The sequence below is a fragment of the Corynebacterium sp. ACRPO genome (genome assembly GCF_022347205.1).
In the GTDB taxonomy this organism is placed as follows: Bacteria; Actinomycetota; Actinomycetes; order Mycobacteriales; family Mycobacteriaceae; genus Corynebacterium.
Map to the genome: position 1 here is coordinate 39,836 of NZ_JAKRNE010000013.1, position 18,801 is coordinate 58,636.

At 60.7% G+C, this 18,801-nt stretch carries 19 protein-coding genes; 11 read left to right on the forward strand and 8 right to left on the reverse strand.

The annotated features are described in order from the left end of the window. Nucleotides 1-42: 42 nt before the first annotated feature. A complete protein-coding gene (locus MHY22_RS08990) occupies nt 43-1,026 on the forward strand; it encodes an ABC transporter permease (RefSeq protein ID WP_239279011.1) in 984 nt (327 codons plus the stop codon). Nucleotide 1,027: 1 nt separating this feature from the next. After that, complete coding sequence (locus tag MHY22_RS08995; protein ID WP_239279012.1) at nt 1,028-1,669, forward strand: ABC transporter ATP-binding protein; 642 nt, start codon at nt 1,028-1,030, stop codon at nt 1,667-1,669. Here the strand turns inward: MHY22_RS08995 and MHY22_RS09000 are convergent. Beyond that, nucleotides 1,666-3,243, reverse strand: a complete 1,578-nt coding sequence (locus MHY22_RS09000; protein WP_239279013.1) for a bifunctional ADP-dependent NAD(P)H-hydrate dehydratase/NAD(P)H-hydrate epimerase — start codon at nt 3,241-3,243, stop codon at nt 1,666-1,668. The two genes, MHY22_RS08995 and MHY22_RS09000, sit on opposite strands and share 4 nt — an antisense overlap. 18 nt (nt 3,244-3,261) lie before the next feature. Then, nucleotides 3,262-4,077, reverse strand: coding sequence for an Fpg/Nei family DNA glycosylase (locus MHY22_RS09005; protein WP_239279014.1), 816 nt, complete (start codon nt 4,075-4,077; stop codon nt 3,262-3,264). 127 nt (nt 4,078-4,204) lie between these two features. Here MHY22_RS09005 and MHY22_RS09010 point away from each other — a divergent pair, with 127 nt between their 5' ends. Beyond that, entirely contained in the window at nt 4,205-5,701 is a 1,497-nt protein-coding gene (locus tag MHY22_RS09010; protein ID WP_005326977.1) for a DUF1846 domain-containing protein, read from the forward strand. A 112-nt stretch (nt 5,702-5,813) separates the two neighbouring features. Then, nucleotides 5,814-6,749: a rhodanese-related sulfurtransferase gene (locus MHY22_RS09015; protein ID WP_239279015.1), complete on the forward strand. Its 936-nt coding sequence runs from the start codon at nt 5,814-5,816 to the stop codon at nt 6,747-6,749. On the opposite strand, the gene MHY22_RS09020 is transcribed toward MHY22_RS09015, so the two are convergent. The 6 genes from MHY22_RS09020 to MHY22_RS09045 form a co-directional block, all read right to left on the reverse strand. Next, the gene (locus MHY22_RS09020; protein WP_239279016.1) at nt 6,746-7,492 is read right to left on the reverse strand and encodes an aminotransferase class IV; all 747 of its coding nucleotides are present in this window, start codon (nt 7,490-7,492) and stop codon (nt 6,746-6,748) included. The two genes, MHY22_RS09015 and MHY22_RS09020, sit on opposite strands and share 4 nt — an antisense overlap. After that, nucleotides 7,489-9,348 (reverse strand): chorismate-binding protein, encoded by a 1,860-nt coding sequence (locus MHY22_RS09025; RefSeq protein ID WP_239279017.1) that lies wholly within the window; start codon nt 9,346-9,348, stop codon nt 7,489-7,491. The genes MHY22_RS09020 and MHY22_RS09025 overlap by 4 nt, the downstream gene beginning before the upstream one ends. 17 nt (nt 9,349-9,365) lie before the next feature. Next, nucleotides 9,366-9,848, reverse strand: coding sequence for a hypothetical protein (locus MHY22_RS09030; RefSeq protein ID WP_239279018.1), 483 nt, complete (start codon nt 9,846-9,848; stop codon nt 9,366-9,368). Nucleotides 9,849-9,857: 9 nt separating this feature from the next. Then, a complete protein-coding gene (locus MHY22_RS09035) occupies nt 9,858-10,829 on the reverse strand; it encodes a universal stress protein (RefSeq protein WP_239279019.1) in 972 nt (323 codons plus the stop codon). An 87-nt stretch (nt 10,830-10,916) separates the two neighbouring features. Then, nucleotides 10,917-11,417, reverse strand: coding sequence for a MarR family winged helix-turn-helix transcriptional regulator (locus MHY22_RS09040; protein WP_239279020.1), 501 nt, complete (start codon nt 11,415-11,417; stop codon nt 10,917-10,919). 54 nt (nt 11,418-11,471) lie between these two features. Beyond that, nucleotides 11,472-12,560 carry an inositol-3-phosphate synthase gene (locus tag MHY22_RS09045; protein WP_239279022.1) on the reverse strand — a complete coding sequence of 363 codons (1,089 nt, stop codon included), beginning with the start codon at nt 12,558-12,560 and terminating at the stop codon, nt 11,472-11,474. A 117-nt stretch (nt 12,561-12,677) separates the two neighbouring features. Here MHY22_RS09045 and MHY22_RS09050 point away from each other — a divergent pair, with 117 nt between their 5' ends. From MHY22_RS09050 to rplI, 7 genes are all read left to right on the forward strand, one after another. Further along, a complete protein-coding gene (locus MHY22_RS09050; RefSeq protein ID WP_239279031.1) occupies nt 12,678-13,055 on the forward strand; it encodes a DUF5318 family protein in 378 nt (125 codons plus the stop codon). Nucleotides 13,056-13,130: 75 nt separating this feature from the next. Then, the gene (locus tag MHY22_RS09055) at nt 13,131-15,380 is read left to right on the forward strand and encodes a transglycosylase domain-containing protein (protein ID WP_239279023.1); all 2,250 of its coding nucleotides are present in this window, start codon (nt 13,131-13,133) and stop codon (nt 15,378-15,380) included. A 6-nt stretch (nt 15,381-15,386) separates the two neighbouring features. Further along, the gene (locus MHY22_RS09060; RefSeq protein WP_239279024.1) at nt 15,387-16,784 is read left to right on the forward strand and encodes a glycosyltransferase 87 family protein; all 1,398 of its coding nucleotides are present in this window, start codon (nt 15,387-15,389) and stop codon (nt 16,782-16,784) included. Then, entirely contained in the window at nt 16,781-16,969 is a 189-nt protein-coding gene (locus MHY22_RS09065; protein WP_005325940.1) for a hypothetical protein, read from the forward strand. Before MHY22_RS09060 ends, MHY22_RS09065 begins: the two co-directional genes overlap by 4 nt. Nucleotides 16,970-17,091: 122 nt before the next feature. Next, nucleotides 17,092-17,382 (forward strand): 30S ribosomal protein S6, encoded by a 291-nt coding sequence (rpsF, locus tag MHY22_RS09070; RefSeq protein ID WP_005326996.1) that lies wholly within the window; start codon nt 17,092-17,094, stop codon nt 17,380-17,382. 49 nt (nt 17,383-17,431) lie between these two features. After that, nucleotides 17,432-17,977 (forward strand): single-stranded DNA-binding protein, encoded by a 546-nt coding sequence (locus tag MHY22_RS09075; RefSeq protein WP_005325943.1) that lies wholly within the window; start codon nt 17,432-17,434, stop codon nt 17,975-17,977. Between the two features lie 48 nt (nt 17,978-18,025). Continuing rightward, nucleotides 18,026-18,478 (forward strand): 50S ribosomal protein L9, encoded by a 453-nt coding sequence (gene rplI / locus MHY22_RS09080; RefSeq protein WP_005325949.1) that lies wholly within the window; start codon nt 18,026-18,028, stop codon nt 18,476-18,478. Nucleotides 18,479-18,801: the final 323 nt, after the last annotated feature.

The window sequence follows — 18,801 nt, forward strand, 5'->3', positions numbered from 1 at the left end:
CTGGCCGATTACTTCTGACCTGCATAAAGCGAATATAGAACTATGTTCCTAGCAATCAGAGAAATCACCACAGCGCGCGGCCGCTTCGCGCTCATCGGCGGCACGGTTGCGCTCATTACCCTTCTGCTCGTGATGCTCTCCGGCCTGACGGAGGGCCTGTCCAAGCAGAATACTTCCGCGTTGGAGTCCCTGGAAGAGGAGTACCCGTATATTTCCTTCTCCACCGAGGAGCCCTCCTTCAGCGAGTCCGAGATGCACGCTGGCGATATCGCCAGCGATGGCATTCCTCTAGGCGCTGCCCAGACCAAGCTGGAGGGGCACGGCGGCGTTGCCGTCCTCAGCCTGCCGGCCGGCACTCAGGTTCCGGGTAGCGATAAGACCATCCCGGAGCAGGGAGTGCTCCTGCCAGAGTCCATCGACGCGGCCGATACCGTCACCCTAGGCGGCGCCGACTTTTCGGTGGAGGGCACCGTCCCAGAGACCATGTACTCCCACTCCGAGGTGGTATGGGCGTCTACCGAAACTTGGCAGCGCATCAGCCACGCTCCACAGGGCGTGATAGGTACGGCAGCGCTATATAAACAAGAGGTTCCAGGCTCCGTGAAGGTGTCCACGTCCTTCTCCGGCTTGGCGGCCTATCAGTCTGAGCGCGGCTCGCTGCTTACCATGCAGGGCTTCTTGTACGGCATCTCCGCACTGGTCACCGTCGCTTTCTTGACCGTGTGGACCATCCAGCGCACCCGCGACCTGTCCATCCTGCGCGCGCTCGGCGCCACCGTGCGCTACCTCTTGCGCGATGCCCTGGCACAGGCCGCCATCATCTTGGCTGCCGGCACCATTGTGGGCGCCGTCGTTGGTTGGGTGCTCGGCGCGCTTGCCTCCGGCACCGTGCCCTTCGATGTTTCCCTGCGCACCATCGCCGTTCCCGCGGTTGGCATCTGGGCCCTCGGCATGGCCGGCGCCCTTATTGCTACCCGCCGCGTAGCTAAAGCCAACCCACTCGATGCCCTTGGAGGAAATGCTTAATATGTCCACCATTCTTGATATCCGCAACGCCACCGTGACCTACCAGGACGGTGAGGCCACGACCACCGCGCTTGCCGAAGCCTCCCTCATCGCCGAATCCACTACCCTTACCGCCATCGTGGGTGAGTCAGGGTCCGGCAAGTCCACGCTGCTGTCCGTAGCCGCTGGCCTCATCACCCCAGACTCCGGGTCCGTGCACGTGGACGGTACCCGCTCCATCATTTTTCAGCAGGCCAACCTGCTGTCCTCGCTCAATGTGCGCGACCAATTGGTGATCATGGACCATATTGCTGGCCGCAAGCTGCGCACACAGCGCGCCGATGAGTTATTGGAGTTTGTAGGCCTGGCCGGGATGGGCAATCGCCGCATGGGCCAGTTGTCCGGTGGCCAGCGCCAGCGGGTCAATATCGCTCGAGCGCTCATGGAGCAGCCGGACCTGCTCTTGGCGGATGAGCCTACCTCTGCGCTTGATTCCCACCTTTCGCAGGAGATCATCCGCCTCTTGCGCGATGTCACCCAGGAGATGAACACCGCCACCGTGCTGGTGACCCACGACCGCTCCCTGCTGAACTTCGCTGACCGCGTGGTTGAGGTCAAGGACGGCCATGTCTCCGAGCAGGAGAAGGTCACTGCGCTCAGCTAGCGCTGCATGAGGAGTAGCCGTGCGATTGCCTGCGGCACGGCCGCGGCAATCTGGGAGGCGGAGCAAAGGCCAAAGCCGTCCGGGGTGTGGGCGGCAATGGCCGCCGCGTGTTGGTGGATGGCCGCGGCGTGCAGGATTTCCATAATGATCGCCTCCGAATCCGCCTCGGCGGCATCCAGTTGCGCGAGCGTGGCTCCGAGGATGCCAGAGAGTACGTCACCAGAACCGGCGGTGGCCGCGTAGGAGTGCCCAGCGTTCATGCCATAAATTTTCTGGCCTGGGGCCGTGACCGTGGTGATCCGGCCCTTGTGCAGGATGAAGCAGTCGAGCGCATCGGAAAGCTCCCGCAGGCGCACCCCAAGGCCTTCCGAAAGATCACGTTCGCGGTCGAGAGTTGCCGCGTAGAGCCGCTCAAACTCCCCGGCATGCGGGGTCAGGACGGCGCAGGGATGATCGCGCACGAGTTCGCGTAGATCGCCGTCGGTCGAGAGCACGGTCAGCGCATCGGCGTCGATAATGGTGGGCAGCCCGCGTTCTAGCACGGCGCGCAATTCCGCGGCCGCCTCCGGTCCGGTGCCGCGCCCTGGACCTACGACCCAGGCTTGGGCGTGGACCTTTTCTTGGGCACTGGCATGAGGCACTACCTCCGGCAGGCTCGTGACCACGGAGTCATTGCCTACGACGCGAACCATGGACGGCGTGGCGCGCACCGCGCCCGTGGCGACGAGGATGCCCGCGCCGGGAAAAGCACTGCTGCCAGCACATACTGCGGTCACTCCGCCGGTGTACTTGGTGCTTTTCGCTCCCGGAGTCGGATCCAGGATTGGTCCCGTGCAGCCCACCGGCTTCGGGGCGGTGACCAGGCCTTGTTCTCCCGAAAGCACCGGCTCAGTCGGCCACTGGTAGGGCAGGGGAATAGTGGGTTCATTGGCGATATAGCCCACCGGCTCCGCGGTAGCGGAAAGCTCTTCTGCAAAGGAGCGAGGGGCGCCGGGTAGGAGCAGATCGCAGAGCACCACCGCACCGCATTCCGGGGCAAAGATATGTCCGGCACGGGCCCAGCCAAAGCTAATAGTCACGTCTGCGTCTACGGCATCGGCTGCGGCCATGCCGGTATCGGCGTTAATGCCCGAAGGAATGTCCACAGCTAATACCGGCACCCCACGCTCCTTGACCTCGGTATAGGCCCTCAGTGGGGCACCGGAAAGGCCGCGTGTGGAGGCGAGGCCGGCGATGGCGTCGATAAGCAGATCGGTGTTTCCTAGACCGTGCGCAATGGTTCCGCCGGCCGCGGCAAATGCCTCTAGCGCGGGTTCGTGGGCGCTATCCGCTGCGAGAATGGCCTCCACTGAGTAGCCCTCTTCTGCCAGGAAAGCGCCAGCATAGAGGCCATCGCCGCCGTTGCCGCCTGGTCCGGCAAGGATAGTTACGTGCCGTCCAGAGTCGAGCATGCTTGTGGCCGTGGCTGCTACGCCTCGTGCGGCTAGGCGCATGAGCTCATCGTCAAAGTTCTGCTGGGCTAGAAGGGAACGCTCTGCCGCGCGGACGGCGGCAACGCTATAGGCATGTCGCATGACCGCCAGGATAGGCCTTTAAGGTGCCGGTTGGCAGGTCGGGCACCAAAATAGGTTGCGTCCCTCCATGACTTTTTCTGCCACCGGGGTGCCGCAGATATAGCAAGGAAGGCTGGCGCGGCGGTAGACGTAGACCTCGCCACCGTGGTCATCTTTGCGCGGTTCGCGGCCCATGGCCTCGGGGGAGTGCTCGGGCCGCACGGTATCGATGCGGCCGTGCTCCACCCCGTATTCCATGAGAACCACCAAGTCCGCCCATGTGGCGTCAAAAGTTTCACGGGAAACGTTCCGGCCCGGCAGGAAAGGGGAGAGGCCGTGGCGAAAGAGGGTTTCCGCCCGGTAGATATTGCCCACTCCGGCATAAAGGTGCTGATCCATCATGAGTGAGCCGATGCTGCGGCGCGATTTATGCACTTTGGCCCAGAGCGCCTCCACGTCGGCGTCCGTGCGCAGCGGGTCTTGGCCTACCTTGGCTAGCTGGGCGCGGAATTCCTCTTCAGTGAGCAGGCGGCAAAACTGCGGCCCGCGCAGGTTAGCGGCCTCGGCGCCATTATCAATGCGCACCCGGATCTGTCCGCCTACTTCCGCGCGGGGCTCGAAGCGCAGCTTGCCAATCAGGCCTAAGTGAATATAGAGGATATGGCGCGGATCCTGGGCGCTGAAGTGTACAAAAAGGTGCTTGCCGTAGGTCTCTGCCAGCTCGATGCGCTCGCCATCGAGAAGCTCCGCCTCCGCCGCGAAGCGGCCCTGCGGACTGGTCACGCGCAGCGGCATGCCGCGAAAATCGGCGTTGAATTTATTAGCTAGGCGGTGGATGACGTGACCTTCAGGCATGGAATCCAGTCTAATCGGGAAGAATTTTCGGCCAAACCGGGCGCTAACCAGCTCACTTATTTGCGGGGTGACAATAGCGTAAACTCGAAATGCGGAATGATTTAACTCAGGGGAAGGCTTTCAAATCATGACGCAAAAAATCGGCTTTGACCGCGAGAAATACATTGAGCTGCAGTCGAAGCACATCCACGCCCGCCGCGAGGAAATCGGCGGCAAACTCTACCTAGAGATGGGCGGCAAGCTTTTTGACGATATGCACGCCTCCCGCGTATTGCCCGGCTTCACCCCGGACAATAAAATCGCGATGCTGGAGCGCATCAAAGAGGACGTTGAGATCCTCATCTGCATCAACGCGAAGGATATCTCCCGCCAGAAGGTGCGCGCGGACCTGGGCATCCTTTATGAAGATGACCTGCTGCGCCTGGTGGACGTATTCCGCAGCCGCGGATTCTTGGTAGAAAACATCGTCATGACCCAGCTGGAGGAAGGCAACTCCCAGGCGGAGGCCTTCATCGAAAAGGTCGAGCGCCTCGGCCTCAAGGTGGCGCGCCACCGCGTTATCCCCGGCTACCCCACCAATACGGACCTTATCGTGTCCGAAGAGGGCTTTGGGCGCAATGAGTTTGCGGAAACCTCCCGCGACCTTGTCGTGGTCACCGCGCCGGGCCCTGGCTCCGGAAAGCTGGCCACCGCGCTCTCGCAGGTCTACCACGAGCACCAGCGCGGCAATAATGCCGGCTACGCCAAATTTGAAACCTTCCCTATCTGGAATCTCCCCCTGGAACACCCCGTGAACCTGGCCTATGAGGCAGCCACGGTGGACCTGAACGATTCCAATATTATTGACCACTTCCACCTGTCCGCCCACGGCGAATCCACCGTGAACTACAACCGCGATGTGGAAGCATTCCCGCTGCTGCGCACGCTTTTGGAAAAGCTCACCGGCACCACCCCGTACCAGTCTCCGACGGACATGGGCGTGAACATGGCCGGCTTCTGCATTACTGATGACGCCGTGTGCCGCGCCGCCGCCCAACAAGAAATCATCCGCCGTTACTTCAAGGCCCAGGTGGAAGAGGCGCGTGCGGGCTTGGGCACCGAGCAATCCGAGCGCGCCGCCGTCATCATGGCTAAGGCCGGCATCAAGGTAGAAGATCGGCCCGTGGTAGCACCTGCGCGCCAGCGCGCGGAAGAAACCGGCGAGCCTGCCTCTGCTATGCAGCTGCACGACGGCACCATGATCACCGGCCGCACCGCGCCCCTGCTGGGCTGCTCGGCGGCGATGCTGCTCAACGCGCTGAAGCACCTGGCGGGCATCGATGACGATATTCATCTGCTGTCGCCCGAGTCCATCGAGCCGATTCAAACGCTCAAGACCAAGCACCTGGGTTCCAAGAATCCACGCCTGCATACCGACGAGGTTCTGATCGCCTTGTCCGTGTCTGCGGCGAAGGATGACAATGCCCGCAAGGCGCTGGAGCAGATCAAGGAGCTTGCTGGTTGCGACGTCCACACCACCACCATCCTGGGTTCTGTGGATGAGGGAATCTTCCGCAACCTCGGCGTGCTCGTGACCTCTGACCCAGTCTTTGCCCGCAAGAAGGCGCTGTACCAAAAGCGCTAACTTTCGCATGCTCAAGATTCGGCCCTTTCAGCTTGTACTGGAGGGGCCGCAGTCATATAAGGGAGAGCTACAAGATTGGGGATCTGCGCAGCTGCGGGCCTAAGATTGGGGCGTGACTATTGGCAAAGTTCTCCTGTATTACTGCTTTACCCCCATCGAAGATCCCACCGCAATCATGCTGTGGCAGCGCACCCTGTGCGAGTCCCTGGGGCTCAAGGGGCGCATCCTCATTTCCGAGCACGGCATCAACGGCACCGTTGGCGGCGATATGGAAGCCTGCAAGCGCTACGTCCGCCAGACCAAGGAATACCCCGGCTTTAAGCGCATGCAGTTTAAATGGTCCGAGGGCGGCGCGGATGACTTCCCGCGGCTTTCGGTCAAGGTGCGCGATGAAATCGTGGCCTTTGGCGCGCCGGGCGAGCTGAAGGTCGATGAAAACGGCGTCGTTGGCGGCGGCGTGCACCTCAAGCCAGAAGAGGTAAATAAGCTGGTAGAAGAACGTGGTGAAGAGGTCGTTTTCTTTGATGGCCGCAACGCCATGGAGGCAGAGATTGGCAAGTTTAAAAATGCGGTCGTGCCCAATGTGAAAACCACGCATGACTTCATCGAGGAAATCGAATCCGGCAAGTATGACTGGATGAAGGATAAGCCGGTGGTGTCTTACTGCACCGGTGGCATCCGCTGCGAGATCCTGTCCTCGTTGATGAAGAACCGCGGCTTCAAAGAGGTCTACCAGATCGATGGTGGCATCGTGCGCTACGGCGAAAAGTACGGCAATGATGGCCTGTGGGAAGGCTCCATGTATGTCTTTGACAAGCGCATGCACCACGAGTTTGGCCAAGGACTGCAAGACCCCGGTTTCATCCAGCTCGGCCACTGCGTGCACTGCGGTAAGGGCACGAATACCTTCCACAATTGCATCAATGAAGATACCTGCCGCCAGCAGGTACTCATCTGTGATGACTGCATCCAGCACGTAGAAACCCAGCACTGCGGCCGGCCGGATTGCGCCGAAGTGGCAGCGCAGCTAGCCAAGCAGGAGAGCTAGTCGCGCGCCGTTTCCTTGCGGAAGCAGCCCCACCACCAGTGCTGCCACGCTACGGTATATGGGCTGTGCGGCGGATGGATGACGCCGGTGGGGGCGTGTAGCTTACTGACCGGGCTAATACCGTGGAGCGAGTTGAGGAACCACAGGGGGCGTTCGGCGGCAAGCTCCGGGGTGAGCGGGCGCGTTTCGGTTCGCATGCCTAGGTCCGCAGCGCGCCGGGCAACTTGGCGCAGCGTGATGCTGGGCAGCGCCTGACCGGTGGGGAGGATAAGCGTTTCCTCGTCCCAGGCGACGAGCGCGCCGGTGGTGGTCTCCACCATGGCACCGGAGGAATCCACGATGGCGGTGTCATCGGTGCCGTCTGCCTGATACTCGTCGCGGTAGCGTGCTAGCGCTGGGAAGTCGGGACCCTTGACTAAAGGTTGCGTGCGCGGGTCGGGGGCTTGCACATAGGTCACCCGGGTGGTTCGGCGCGCAGGGGGTGCGGGGCGAATATCGAGGCGCAGGTGTTCGCCGGCTAGCGAGATGCGGGGGAAGAGATCGCCGGGGCCTATAAGCTGCAGCATCGCGGGGACGAAGCCGGCGGGAAGTGGGCCGGCCACCGACTCGAAGCGCTGGAGGTGCAGGGGGAGGGCGTTGGAGTGGGCGTCGGCAAGCATCCGCCAAGAATCCGCAACGTCAAAGGGGCCGGGGTGAGGTTGGCTTGGAATAAAGCTGCCCTGGTGCCAGAGGTAGCTGCTCATTGCCACGCCCCCAGCACGGATTGGGCCTTGAGGTTGCGCTCCTCCAGCTCGGCGGCCGGATCCGAATCCAGGACGATGGCCCCGCCGGCGCCGATGGTGATCTCACCGGCCGCCCGCACGGCTGTGCGGATGACCACGCTGAGATCGGATTGTCCGTCAAACCCCAGGTAGCCCACCACGCCGGAGTACACGCCGCGCGGTCCCGTTTCGAGTTGGTCAATGATCTCGCAGGTGCGCAGCTTCGGCGCGCCCGTCATCGATCCGGGAGGAAAGGTGGCGCGGAGGGCATCGACCGCGGTGGCACTGGCGCGCAGCTGCCCGGTAATGGTGGAGACCAACTGATGGACGGTGGCATAGCTTTCTACCTGCATCAACTTCGGCACGCGCACGGTACCGGGCTCGCATACCCGGGAGAGATCGTTGCGCAGTAGGTCAACGATCATGAGGTTTTCGGCCCGTGTCTTCGGGTCCGTGGTCAGCAGTGCGGGATCCTGGTCGGCCGAGATGGTGCCCTTAATCGGCTTGGCCTCTACCTCACGGCCGCGCACGGTGAGGAAGCGTTCGGGCGAGGCGCTGCAGACCTCTACGCCGTCGAAGACGAGGTGTGCGGCATAGGGTGCGGGATTGTGCGAGCGCAGTTGGGGATAGAGCTCGCCTTCGGTCGCGGCCGTGTAGGTATCGGTCAGGCAGACCTCGTAACTCTCGCCGGCGTGCAGGAATTCTTGGGCGCGTTTAATCCGCTCCAGGTAGCCGGGGCTGCGCCAGGAGCCCGCGCTTAGCGACGCCCCACCGTCCTCCCCCGTGGGCCGTGGTTCCTCCGTGTCCAAGGCGGCTTCCAGGCGTTTTAGCAGTTCCTCGGCGCCGTCATCGGCAAGGCAGCACAGGTGCGCGGTTTCTGCGTGGTGGTCGTAGACGATAAAGGACTGCGGCCGCACAAAGTAGGCATCTGGGTAAGGAGAGCGGTGGCGTAGCTCAATGGGCAGGGTGAGCTGGGCGCATTCGTAACCCAGGTACCCGATTACCCCGCCGGTAAACGGGAGGTCCGGTGCGTCGATGATGCGGGTGGCAAGCTCGCGGTCGAGGAGGGTGAGGATATCGGGGGCGTCGCCAAGCCGGTAGCGGAAAGAGCGACTCAATGCGCCGGCGGTATCGCCGAGGATGGAATAGCGCCCGCGGGGATCCGCGGAGTCGAGGAAGAAGGCATCGTTGCCCTCGGCGCGCAGGGCGGCAAAGACCCGTGGGCAATCCACCGCGCCGGGGACTTCGCGGTGGAGCAAGCGGAACCCGCCTAGAAAGTTGCGCATAATCTCCCGGCCGTGCTGGGTAAGCACCGACTCCGGGTGAAATTGCACGCCCCAGTGCGGCAAGCCATCGACCTTAAGCGCTTGGATGACGCCATCCTCGCTGCGGGCATGCACGGTAATGCCGGGGGCCTCCTCTATATGCAGGGAGTGGTAGCGCACCACCTCGAAGTCTTGCGGGATTCCGGCAAAGATTCCTTCGCCCGAGTGACTGATGGTAGAGACAAAACCGTGGCGCGGCTGCGGCGCGCGCGACACCTGGGCGCCGGCCAGCAGACCTAGCCCCTGGTGGCCAAGGCATACACCCAGTACCGGAATCTCGGCCGCGGCTGCGGCGGCGATAATGCCCCGGGCAGCACCGAAATCCTCCTCGCGCTCCGGCGTGCCCGGCCCAGGAGAAATCACCACATGCGAAAATTCGCCGGCACGGACGCGATCGGCCAGCCCTTCCGCTTCACCGGCGGCGACGACGAGTGGTTCGCGTCCGGCTACCTCCGCGATGAGGTGGGCAAGGTTGAAGGTATAAGAATCGTAATTATCAAGCAGGAGGATCATAGGGAGGCGGAAAGTTTCTATGCGGCGGCCGAGTCCATGAGGAACAGCTGGATATCGGTAATGGTCCACAGCATGAAATTGCAGGCCATTACCCAGAAAATGGCCATCCAACTGCGCCACCGCAGATAGCGGTGCAGCTTGCGCACCATGATGATGGCGCAGCCGATCATGCCGAAGAAGGGAATGATCGGGGTGGTCAGGCTAAAGAAGGTGCGCTGCCCGTCGGTGCAGAGCCACGTGGCGGCGTCATCCTCACACAAGGGACCACCGGAGAGCCGAGTGACGAGCGCGACTGCGAAACCATAAAGCGCGGAGAGCACAAGAACGCCGATCATGTACCAGACGGCCTGGCGGGTGGAGCGGCGGTTAGCAGCGGCAATCTCTAAAGGGTCCGGCTCATCGGCCAGCTCATCAAAGCTCCGCGGTTCCGGGCGGCGCAGATTGGCATAGTCCGCATCGGAAGTTAGATCGTTTTCGGGATGCTCTGGTCGCAGGCTCATGCCCCAATCCTAACCGCAGGATGGGTGGACCAAGATAGGCACCCGAATATGCGGCAGCAGCTCCGTGGCGGTAGATCCCAAGAACACGCGGGCGATGGGGCCCTGCGGGGTGGAGGCCATGAGCATGAGATCGCCCTTCTTCCACTTGAGCGAATCCACTGCGCCGCCCCAGCCCGCACCGGAACCAATTTCAGAAGTGACATCCAGCTCGGGGAATTTTTCTTGAATGCAATCGCGGGCGCGGTCCAGCATGGCGAGGGAATCCTCGAGCCACTCCGCCACCAGCTCGAGCGCCATATCGTGCTTATCCTTGGACGGCGTATTGAGCAGTCCCTTTGCCGAAAAGGCCAGCAGGCGCAGCGGCAGGTTCCAGCGGTTCGCGAGCTCCGCTGCGGCGAGCATCTCATGATCTTCGCGCGGGCTGCGTTCAGTAATGGCAAAGTTAAAGCGGGTGACGCCGTGCTTGGACAGTTTTACCTTGCGGGGCACCAAACCCAACGGCTGAGGAGAATAATGCAGCAAGGTATCGGCCGTAGAACCAGCAAAGAAACGGCCCTTCGGTGCGGCCTGGTTGGGCCCCAAAATGATGAGGTCTGCCTCGAACTTCTTGGCCATTTCCGTCAGCAGATGGGGGCGCGAAGGGCCGTCGACCAATAGGGAGGGTTTCTCATCCCAGCAGCTACGCGGCACGCCGGCTTCATCGAGGGCGGCACGGGTAGCTGCGGCACAGGCCTCCTTTTGTTCTTTAAACCATTTTTTATATTTTCCGCCGAGTTTGTTGAGGGAAGTCGTAGTCCACGGCTGGAACACGGTAGAGATGACGCGTACTTGTATTTCTGCGGTGCGGGAGAGCCACGCGGCACAATCTAGAGCCTCGGTACCGGAGGAAGAAGGGCTCCAAGAAATAAGAATGCGAAGGGGTTTATCGGCCGAGCCCTTGCTCAAGGCCGGCAGATGCCCATCGGAAGAATCAGTTGCCATACGGAGTGAACTAGTGAGAGATTACGGTTTTCGTTTCCCTCAATTATCACGTTAAGGCCAAGAAAAATGAAATCACCGCGGGCAAAACTAGCGCTGTTCGCCGTTCATTGTGGGGCGATAGACATCAGCCAGCTTGGAGATAACGGTGGCTACTTCGTTGGCGGTCTCCAAATCCTTCGGCTCGAGCCACCGCATGATCTCTGCTAGGGCGGAGGCGCGCTGCTGCGAGACTATGGCTAGTTCGGATTCGCCTAGTTGCGTCAGCGCTACCAAGACGCCGCGGCGGTCCTCTTCATCGCGGTGGCGTTCCACGTAGCCGCGGCGCTCTAGCTGATAGAGCGCGTTGGAGGCGGTGGGCATGCGGATAAGTTCTGCCTGCGCGATGGTGGAAACGCGGGACGGTCCGCGCATACGCAGCTGGTTCATGATGGACACCTGGGAGGTGGTCAATGAAGAGCCCTCCGCCGTGCGCTGGAAAATAAGAATGAGCTTATTGAGCGACGGCTGGATGGAACGCGCGACCTCGACGGCATCCTCGTACGTAGACGGGGATTGAGCGGGGCCCTTCTCCTCATGTTGCTGCGTCATAGAAAACGATTGTATAGCCCGTTTTCCCTGCGCGGTAGTTCGGAAGTTAAAAAATTAGTTTCCGGCAATAAAGTCTTCTAGCTCGGCGCGCGCCACGTCATCGGCCTTTTGTACCGGCGGGGATTTCATCAGGTAGGACGAGGCAGCCAGTACTGGGCCCGCCACCCCGCGGTCGAGGGCAATCTTGGCGGCGCGCACTGCATCAATGATGATACCGGCGGAGTTAGGCGAGTCCCATACTTCCAGCTTGTACTCCAAGTTCAGCGGTACTTCGCCAAAGGCGGAGCCCTCTAAGCGGACATAGGCCCATTTGCGATCATCGAGCCATTCCACGTAATCGGAAGGCCCGATGTGGACGTTGCGGTCCTCCCGCTTGCCGGCGATGGGCGAGTTGTGCAGGTTAGAGGTTACGGCCTGCGTCTTGGAGATCTTTTTGGATTCGAGGCGCTCGCGCTCGAGCATATTCTTGAAATCCATATTGCCGCCCACATTGAGCTGCATGGTGCGCTCCAAGCGCACGCCGCGGTCTTCAAAGAGCTTCGCCATGACGCGGTGAGTAATGGTGGCGCCCACCTGGGACTTAATATCATCGCCTACGATGGGCAGCCCGGCATCTTCGAACTTCTTCGCCCACTCCGGATCAGAGGCAATAAAGACCGGCAAGGCATTGACAAAGGCGCAGCCGGCATCGATCGCCGCCTGGGCGTAGAACTTATCCGCTTCCTCAGAGCCCACCGGCAGGTAGGAGACTACGACGTCGGCGCCGGATTGGCGGAGTGTGGCGGGGACGTCGGCAAGCGGGGCTTCCGATTCCGCGATGGATTCTTGGTAGTACCGGCCGAGGCCGTCCAGGGTAGGACCGCGCTGCACGGTAACGCCCAGCTCAGGGACGTCAGTTATGGAAATGGTGCAATTGCGGGAGCTGCGCGTAGCCTCCGCCAGATCCTTGCCCACCTTGTCCGCATCCACGTCGAAGGCGGCAACAAATTCCACATCGCCTACGTGGTACGGGCCAAACTGGGCGTGCATCAAGCCGGGAATATCTGCATCTGCCGCGGCGTTGCGATAAAACTCCACGCCTTCAATGAGGGACGTGGCGCAGTTGCCGACGCCCACGATGGCGACCTTTACTTTTTCGGACACGGTCTACTCCTTTTACTCCATGAGTTGTGGCTGTCAGTGACTGCGCAAGAGTAAGCCGAAAATTATGCCCTATGGTGGCATAACGCCATGTGGATCGATCAAGAAGAGGTAATTAGGATGATCCGGGTGAATTCCGTTGCCTATAAGCACGTGCTCTCCCATGAATGGGAGCGCGCCCACCACCTGCGCGAATTTCGCGCCGGGCAGCTCACGCGGGAGGACGTGTGCGATGCTGATTTTTTGCTGCGCGCCGCAGCAGAGCACCACGGGCGCGCCATGGATAAGGAATGCCCCGTGTGTGGCGAACCTCTGCGGCTCACGCGCTGGGTCTATGGCGAGAACCTCGGCCGCCGCGCCGGGAGTGCCCGCAGTGAGAAAGAAATAGCGGAGTTTGTAGCCGAGGGCTTGGAGTTTACGGTGCACGAGGTGGAGGTATGCCGCCAGTGCCGGTGGAACCACTTGTTGCGTTCTGCTACTGCATTTAACGCGTGTTAGTTTCCAGCGCACCGCCTTAGGCAGTAAGCTGCAATTATTTAGTTTGTGATCAGGGATGAATGAGGACACGAATCAGTGACCGAGAAGGAATCTACCGGCAAGTCCACTAAGGTGGCTCGCCCCAGCAAAAAGCAGGCGACAAAGAAGCGCCGCATCTGGCCGTGGGTCGTTTTGGCGTTCCTACTGGTCTTTGTAGCACTGCCCGCAGGACTTTTTGCCTACGCATACTCGCAATACTCCGTTCCGGAGCCCAAGGACCTGGCCAATAACCAGGTCTCTACCATCTACGCGGGTGATAATCAGACCCAGCTCGCCCGCCTGGTGCCGCCGGAAGGCAACCGCACCCACGTGAAGCTGGATGAAATCCCGGAATACGTGCAGGACTCCGTGCTGGCCGCGGAGGACCGTGACTTCTGGGATAACTCCGGCTTCTCCTTCACCGGCCTCGGCCGCGCCGTGGTGGGTAAGCTAACCGGCAATGAAGATGCTGGCGGCGGTTCCACCATTACCCAGCAGTATGTGAAAAACACGCTGGTGGGCAACGAATACTCCTACGTGCGCAAGATTCGCGAGCTCATCTACTCGGTGAAGATGACCAATGAGTGGGATAAGGAGGATATTCTCAACGCCTACCTCAACACCGTGTACTTCGGCCGCAATGCCTACGGCATCCAGGCGGCATCCAACGCCTACTTTGATAAGGACGCCAAGGACCTCACTCCGGAGGAAGGCGCCATGCTCGCTGGCCTCATTCAGTCCCCGTCCGGCCTCGACCCGCGCGTGAACCAGGAGGGCTCCGAGGACCGCTGGAACTACGTCCTTGATGGCTTGGTAGACATGGGTGACCTCACCCAGGAACAGCGTGATGGCATGGTCTTCCCAGAGACCCGCGACCCAGCTGAGTACTCCGCCTACACCGAAGCCCCAGGCGCTAATGGCCACATCAAGGATCAGGTCATCCGCGAACTGGAAGAGGTAGGCATCACCGAAAACGAGGTGTCCACCGGCGGCCTGCGCATCACCACCACCATCGATATGAATGTGCAGAACAACACCATCCAGGCAGTCGATGACCAGATGGCTCCGCTGCAAGAGGATGCGCGTGCGGCTTCCGTGACCATCGATCCGAAGACCGGTGCGGTCCGTGGATACTTTGGCGGCCACGATTCCAATGGTTGGGACTACGCCAACTCCCCGCTGCAGACCGGTTCTACTTTCAAGATCATGACCCTTGCGGCCGCCCTGCAGCAGGGCATCAGCCTGGATACCAATTACTCGTCCGCTCCGTACCAGCTGCCTGGCTCGGATGTTGTCACCAACGTGGGCGGCGGCTGCGGCGTGTGCAACCTGCGCGAGGCTACCAAGCAATCCCTGAATACCTCCTTCCTTCGCCTGCAGGAGGACCTCAAGAACGGCACGCAGGACACCGCAGATATGGCGCACGCCCTTGGCGTGGCTAAGTCCCTGCCGGGCATTGAAAAGACGCTGACGGAAAACGGCAAGCAGCCATTCGAAGGCATTGTTCTGGGCCAGTACCAGTCCCGCCCGCTCGATATGGCCACCGCAATGTCCACCCTGGCTAACCAGGGCGTGTGGCATAACCCGCACTTTGTGCAGCGCGTAGAAAACGCTGCCGGCGAAGTGCTGTACGAGCACCCCGAAGACGAGGGCGAGCGCCGCGTATCGTCCAACGTGGCTAATAACGTCATCGAAGCCATGGAGCCGGTGGCCGCATGGTCTAATGGCGCTCTTGCCGGTGGCCGTGTTTCCGCCTCCAAGACCGGTACCACTCAGATGGGCGATACCGGCAATAACAAGGATGCCTGGATGGTCGGTGCCACCCCGCAGCTGGCTACCGCCGTGTGGGTAGGTACCGCGGATAACACCTCCGCTATCTTCGATCAGTACGGCGGCATCATGTACGGCGCCGGCGCGCCAACCAAGATTTGGAAGGCCGTGCTGGATAACTCCCTGGCCAACTCCGAATTCCAAAACTTCCCGGCTGCCTATCCGCTGGGATTCGGCAACATGGGCGCCGGAACGGCCGCTCCGGCCTATGACCCGAGCTGGGATAGCGGCGCTGGCGATACCCAGGACTACGAGGCCCCTGCCGAGGAAGCGGCTCCGGAAGAGGAAACCAAGCCGGCTCAGCCGGAGAAGAAGCCGGAGAGCCCGAAGCCTGCCCCGAAACCGCAACGCGGCAATGGCAATAGCGGCAATGGTGGCAATAGCGGTAATAGCAACCAGGCACCGGCCCAGCCAGAGGCGCCGTCTTTGGATGACCTCATCGGCCCCGATAGCGACTTGGCAGACCTTCTAGGGTAGGCGGCAGTGACAGCGAATCCGCACCAGCGCATTCCCGCCTCCTCAGAACCCTTGGCCCGCGGGGTAATTGAATTCCTCGGCGGGCCAAGGGGCCGTTTTGCCGGTGTACGCCGCACCCAGTGGTGGACCCCTCTGCGCGCCATAATCGCCGTCGGCTGGGTTTTCCTGGCGTGCGGATTCCTCTCGAAGGCTAATTGCGCCGGCGGCACCCGCGGTGATGACGGGGTCATTAGCCTGAATTGGGCGGGCAACCGCCAGTACACCTCTTTTTGCTATAACGACATCATCCCGCTTTACGGTGGCCGCGGCCTCGATGAAGGCGGCTTCCCCTATGCCTATTCTTGGCAAGAGGGTGACCTGACCCGCTATATGGAGTACCCAGTCCTCGCGGGCCTTTTCCAGGGGTTGATGGGCTGGATTGCCCGCAATACGTACTCTCTGGTTGAGTGGGCCGGCATCCCGGAGGCCGGATGGTACTTCGGCCTGACCGCCTTGGTCATGGCGTGCATCTGGGTAGGCGTGCTCTACATGGTCTACCTGCTGGTGGGCAACCGCACTTGGGATACCATCCTTGTCGCCGCCAGCCCCCTTGTCATCATCCACGCCTTCAGCAACTGGGATATTCCCTCCATCGCCTTTGCCGTAGGTGCGCTCCTGGCCGCCGCGCGCAAGCGCCCTGCCGTAGCGGGTGTCCTCATCGGCCTTGGCACTTCCTTTAAGCTGTGGCCGCTCTTTCTCTTGGGGGCGTTCCTGGTCTTGGCGGTGCGCAACCGCCGCTGGCCGCAATTTTTCTACGCCTTGCTCGCCGCGGCCGTGACCTGGATCGTGGTCAACGCTCCGGTGGCCCTGAAGTACCCGGAGGCATGGCGCGAATTTTTCCGCCTCAACCAAGAGCGCGGTGCGGAGTGGACCACCATTTACTCGGTGCTTAGCCGCAATACTGGGATTAGCTTTAGCCCTGAGTTCCTCAATACCTTCAGCCTGGTGGCGTTTTTGGCTCTCTGTGCGGCGATTGCGGTGCTGGGCCTGCGCAGCGCGCGGACGCCGCGCATGGCCGAGTTGGTTTACCTCATCGTGGCAGCCTTCTTACTGTTCAACAAGGTGTGGTCGCCCCAGTATTCGTTGTGGCTGTTGGTGCCCGCGGCCCTAGCCCTGCCACGCTGGCGTTTGGTCTTTAGCTGGGCGCTTGTCGACGCCCTCGTGTGGCCCCTACTCATGTGGCACATGCTGGGTACAGACAATAAGGGCATTCCGCACGAGCTGCTTGACGTTGCGATTGTCTCCCGCGACGCCCTCATTATCGCCATGGCTGTCCTCGTTATTCGCCAGATGTGCGGAAAGACCCCGGATAAGGTGCGCGATGCGCACGCCGACCGCGATCCTTTGGCAGGAGCATTCGCATGATCGTTACCTATATCGGAATGGCATCCATCTTCTTGGGATTCCTCTGCGTGATGGGAGCCTTCTGGCTCTTCCACAATCGTGAGGATCGCCGCGGACCCATCGTGCTGGGGCTTTTGGCCATTCTTTTCCTCACCATCATTCCGGCGACGGCAGCTGTGTTTTTCGCCGCAACGACCACTGGTTAGATTTCTTTTCGCCGGTCATTTGCGGTACTGTAGTGGGGTTGCTTGACGCAACGTACCCTCCTGCTGCATCCGCAAAGGTGATGCAGCCGAAAACTACTAGACCATAGGAGGTGATGAGGTCCGTGCGTCACTACGAAGTCATGATCATTCTGGATCCTAATCAGGATGAGCGCACCGTAACCCCGTCCCTGGATAAGTTCCTCGAAATCGTCCGCCAGGAAGGCGGCAAGGTTGAGAACCTTGATGTATGGGGCAAGCGTCGTCTTGCATACCCCATCAACAAGAAGGAAGAGGGCATTTATGCCGTCGTCAACCTGGAGTGCGAGCACACTTCGGTTGCCGAGCTCGACCGCCGTCTGAACCTGAACGACACCATCCTGCGTACCAAGGTTCTGCGCACCGACAGCAAGTAACGGATACTGGGATCAAGCACAATCCACGTAACCGATAAGGAGTAAAGACATGGCACAGGGAGATACCAATATCACGGTGGTAGGCAACATCGTTGCTGACCCCGAGCTGCGCTTCACCCCGGCGGGTGCGGCAGTAGCTAACTTCCGCGTCGCCTCCACCCCTCGTCGCTATAACTCGCAGACGAACCAGTGGGAAGACGGCGAAGCTATGTTCCTGACCTGCAACGTATGGCGTCAGGCAGCGGAAAACGTTGCCGAGACCATGTCCAAGGGCATGCGCGTCATCGTTACCGGCCGCTTGAAGCAGCGTTCCTTCCAGACCCGTGAGGGCGATAACCGCACCGTATTCGAGATTGACGTCGACGAAGTCGGTCCGTCTCTGCGCTACGCCACCGCTCAGGTAAACCGCAATCCGCGTGAGGGCGGCAATAACTTTGGCGGCGGCCAGCAGCGCTCGAATAACAATAATCAGGGCGGTTTTGGAGGCGGCCAGCAACAGCAGCCGCAGCAGAACCAGGCTCCTTCTGAGGATCCGTGGAACTCCGCACCACCTGCAGGTGGTTTCGGAGGCGCTGATTCTGAACCTCCGTTCTAAGTCTGTCACCCGCAACTATTCAACTAACTCAATTGAAAGGCAGGGATCATGAAGCTGATCCTCACCGCTGCCGTTGAGAACCTCGGCGCCGCTGGCGAAATTGTTGAGGTTAAGGACGGCTACGGACGTAACTACCTGCTTCCTCGCGGCCTGGCCATCGTGGCTACCCGCGGCGCAGAGAAGCAGATTGAGGGCATCAAGCGCGCCCAGGAAGCTCGCGAGATTCGCGACCTGGATCACGCACGTGAGGTCCGCAACCAGCTCGAGCAGCTGACGGATGTCAAGGTAGAGGTTAAGACCTCCGAATCCGGTAAGCTCTTCGGTTCCGTTCAAGCAGAAGACATTGTCAACGCCGTCTCTAAGGCTGGTGGCCCTAAGCTGGATAAGCGCATCGTTGTGCTTCCTAAGGGCCTGGTCAAGAAGACCGGCAACTACCAGGTCGAGCTGAAGCTGCACGCTGATGTTATCGGCAAGGTGAACTTCTCGGTCGTTGCTGCCTAACTAGGCGCACGACGGTCCAAATAAGACCCAAAGACAACAGCAACGCTTTAGGCCTCAAGTTCCTGCTATGTGAGGTGGCAGGAACTTGGGGCCTTTAGCGCGTTTTAACCGGCCTGTGGATAACTGTGGAATTTTGTGGATAACTCTTTGGCGATTTAACTCTATGTTTACGCGGAGGCCTCTTTATTAACCCGCAGGTCAGGCCGCTTATCCACGAAGGGTGTGCGTATTTTCACACCGAGAAAAACATGCTCTGAGCTGGGAGTTTGATTTGTGCAGGTCATGGGCTTTTGGAGTTATCCACAGGCTTATGCAGGGCAAAT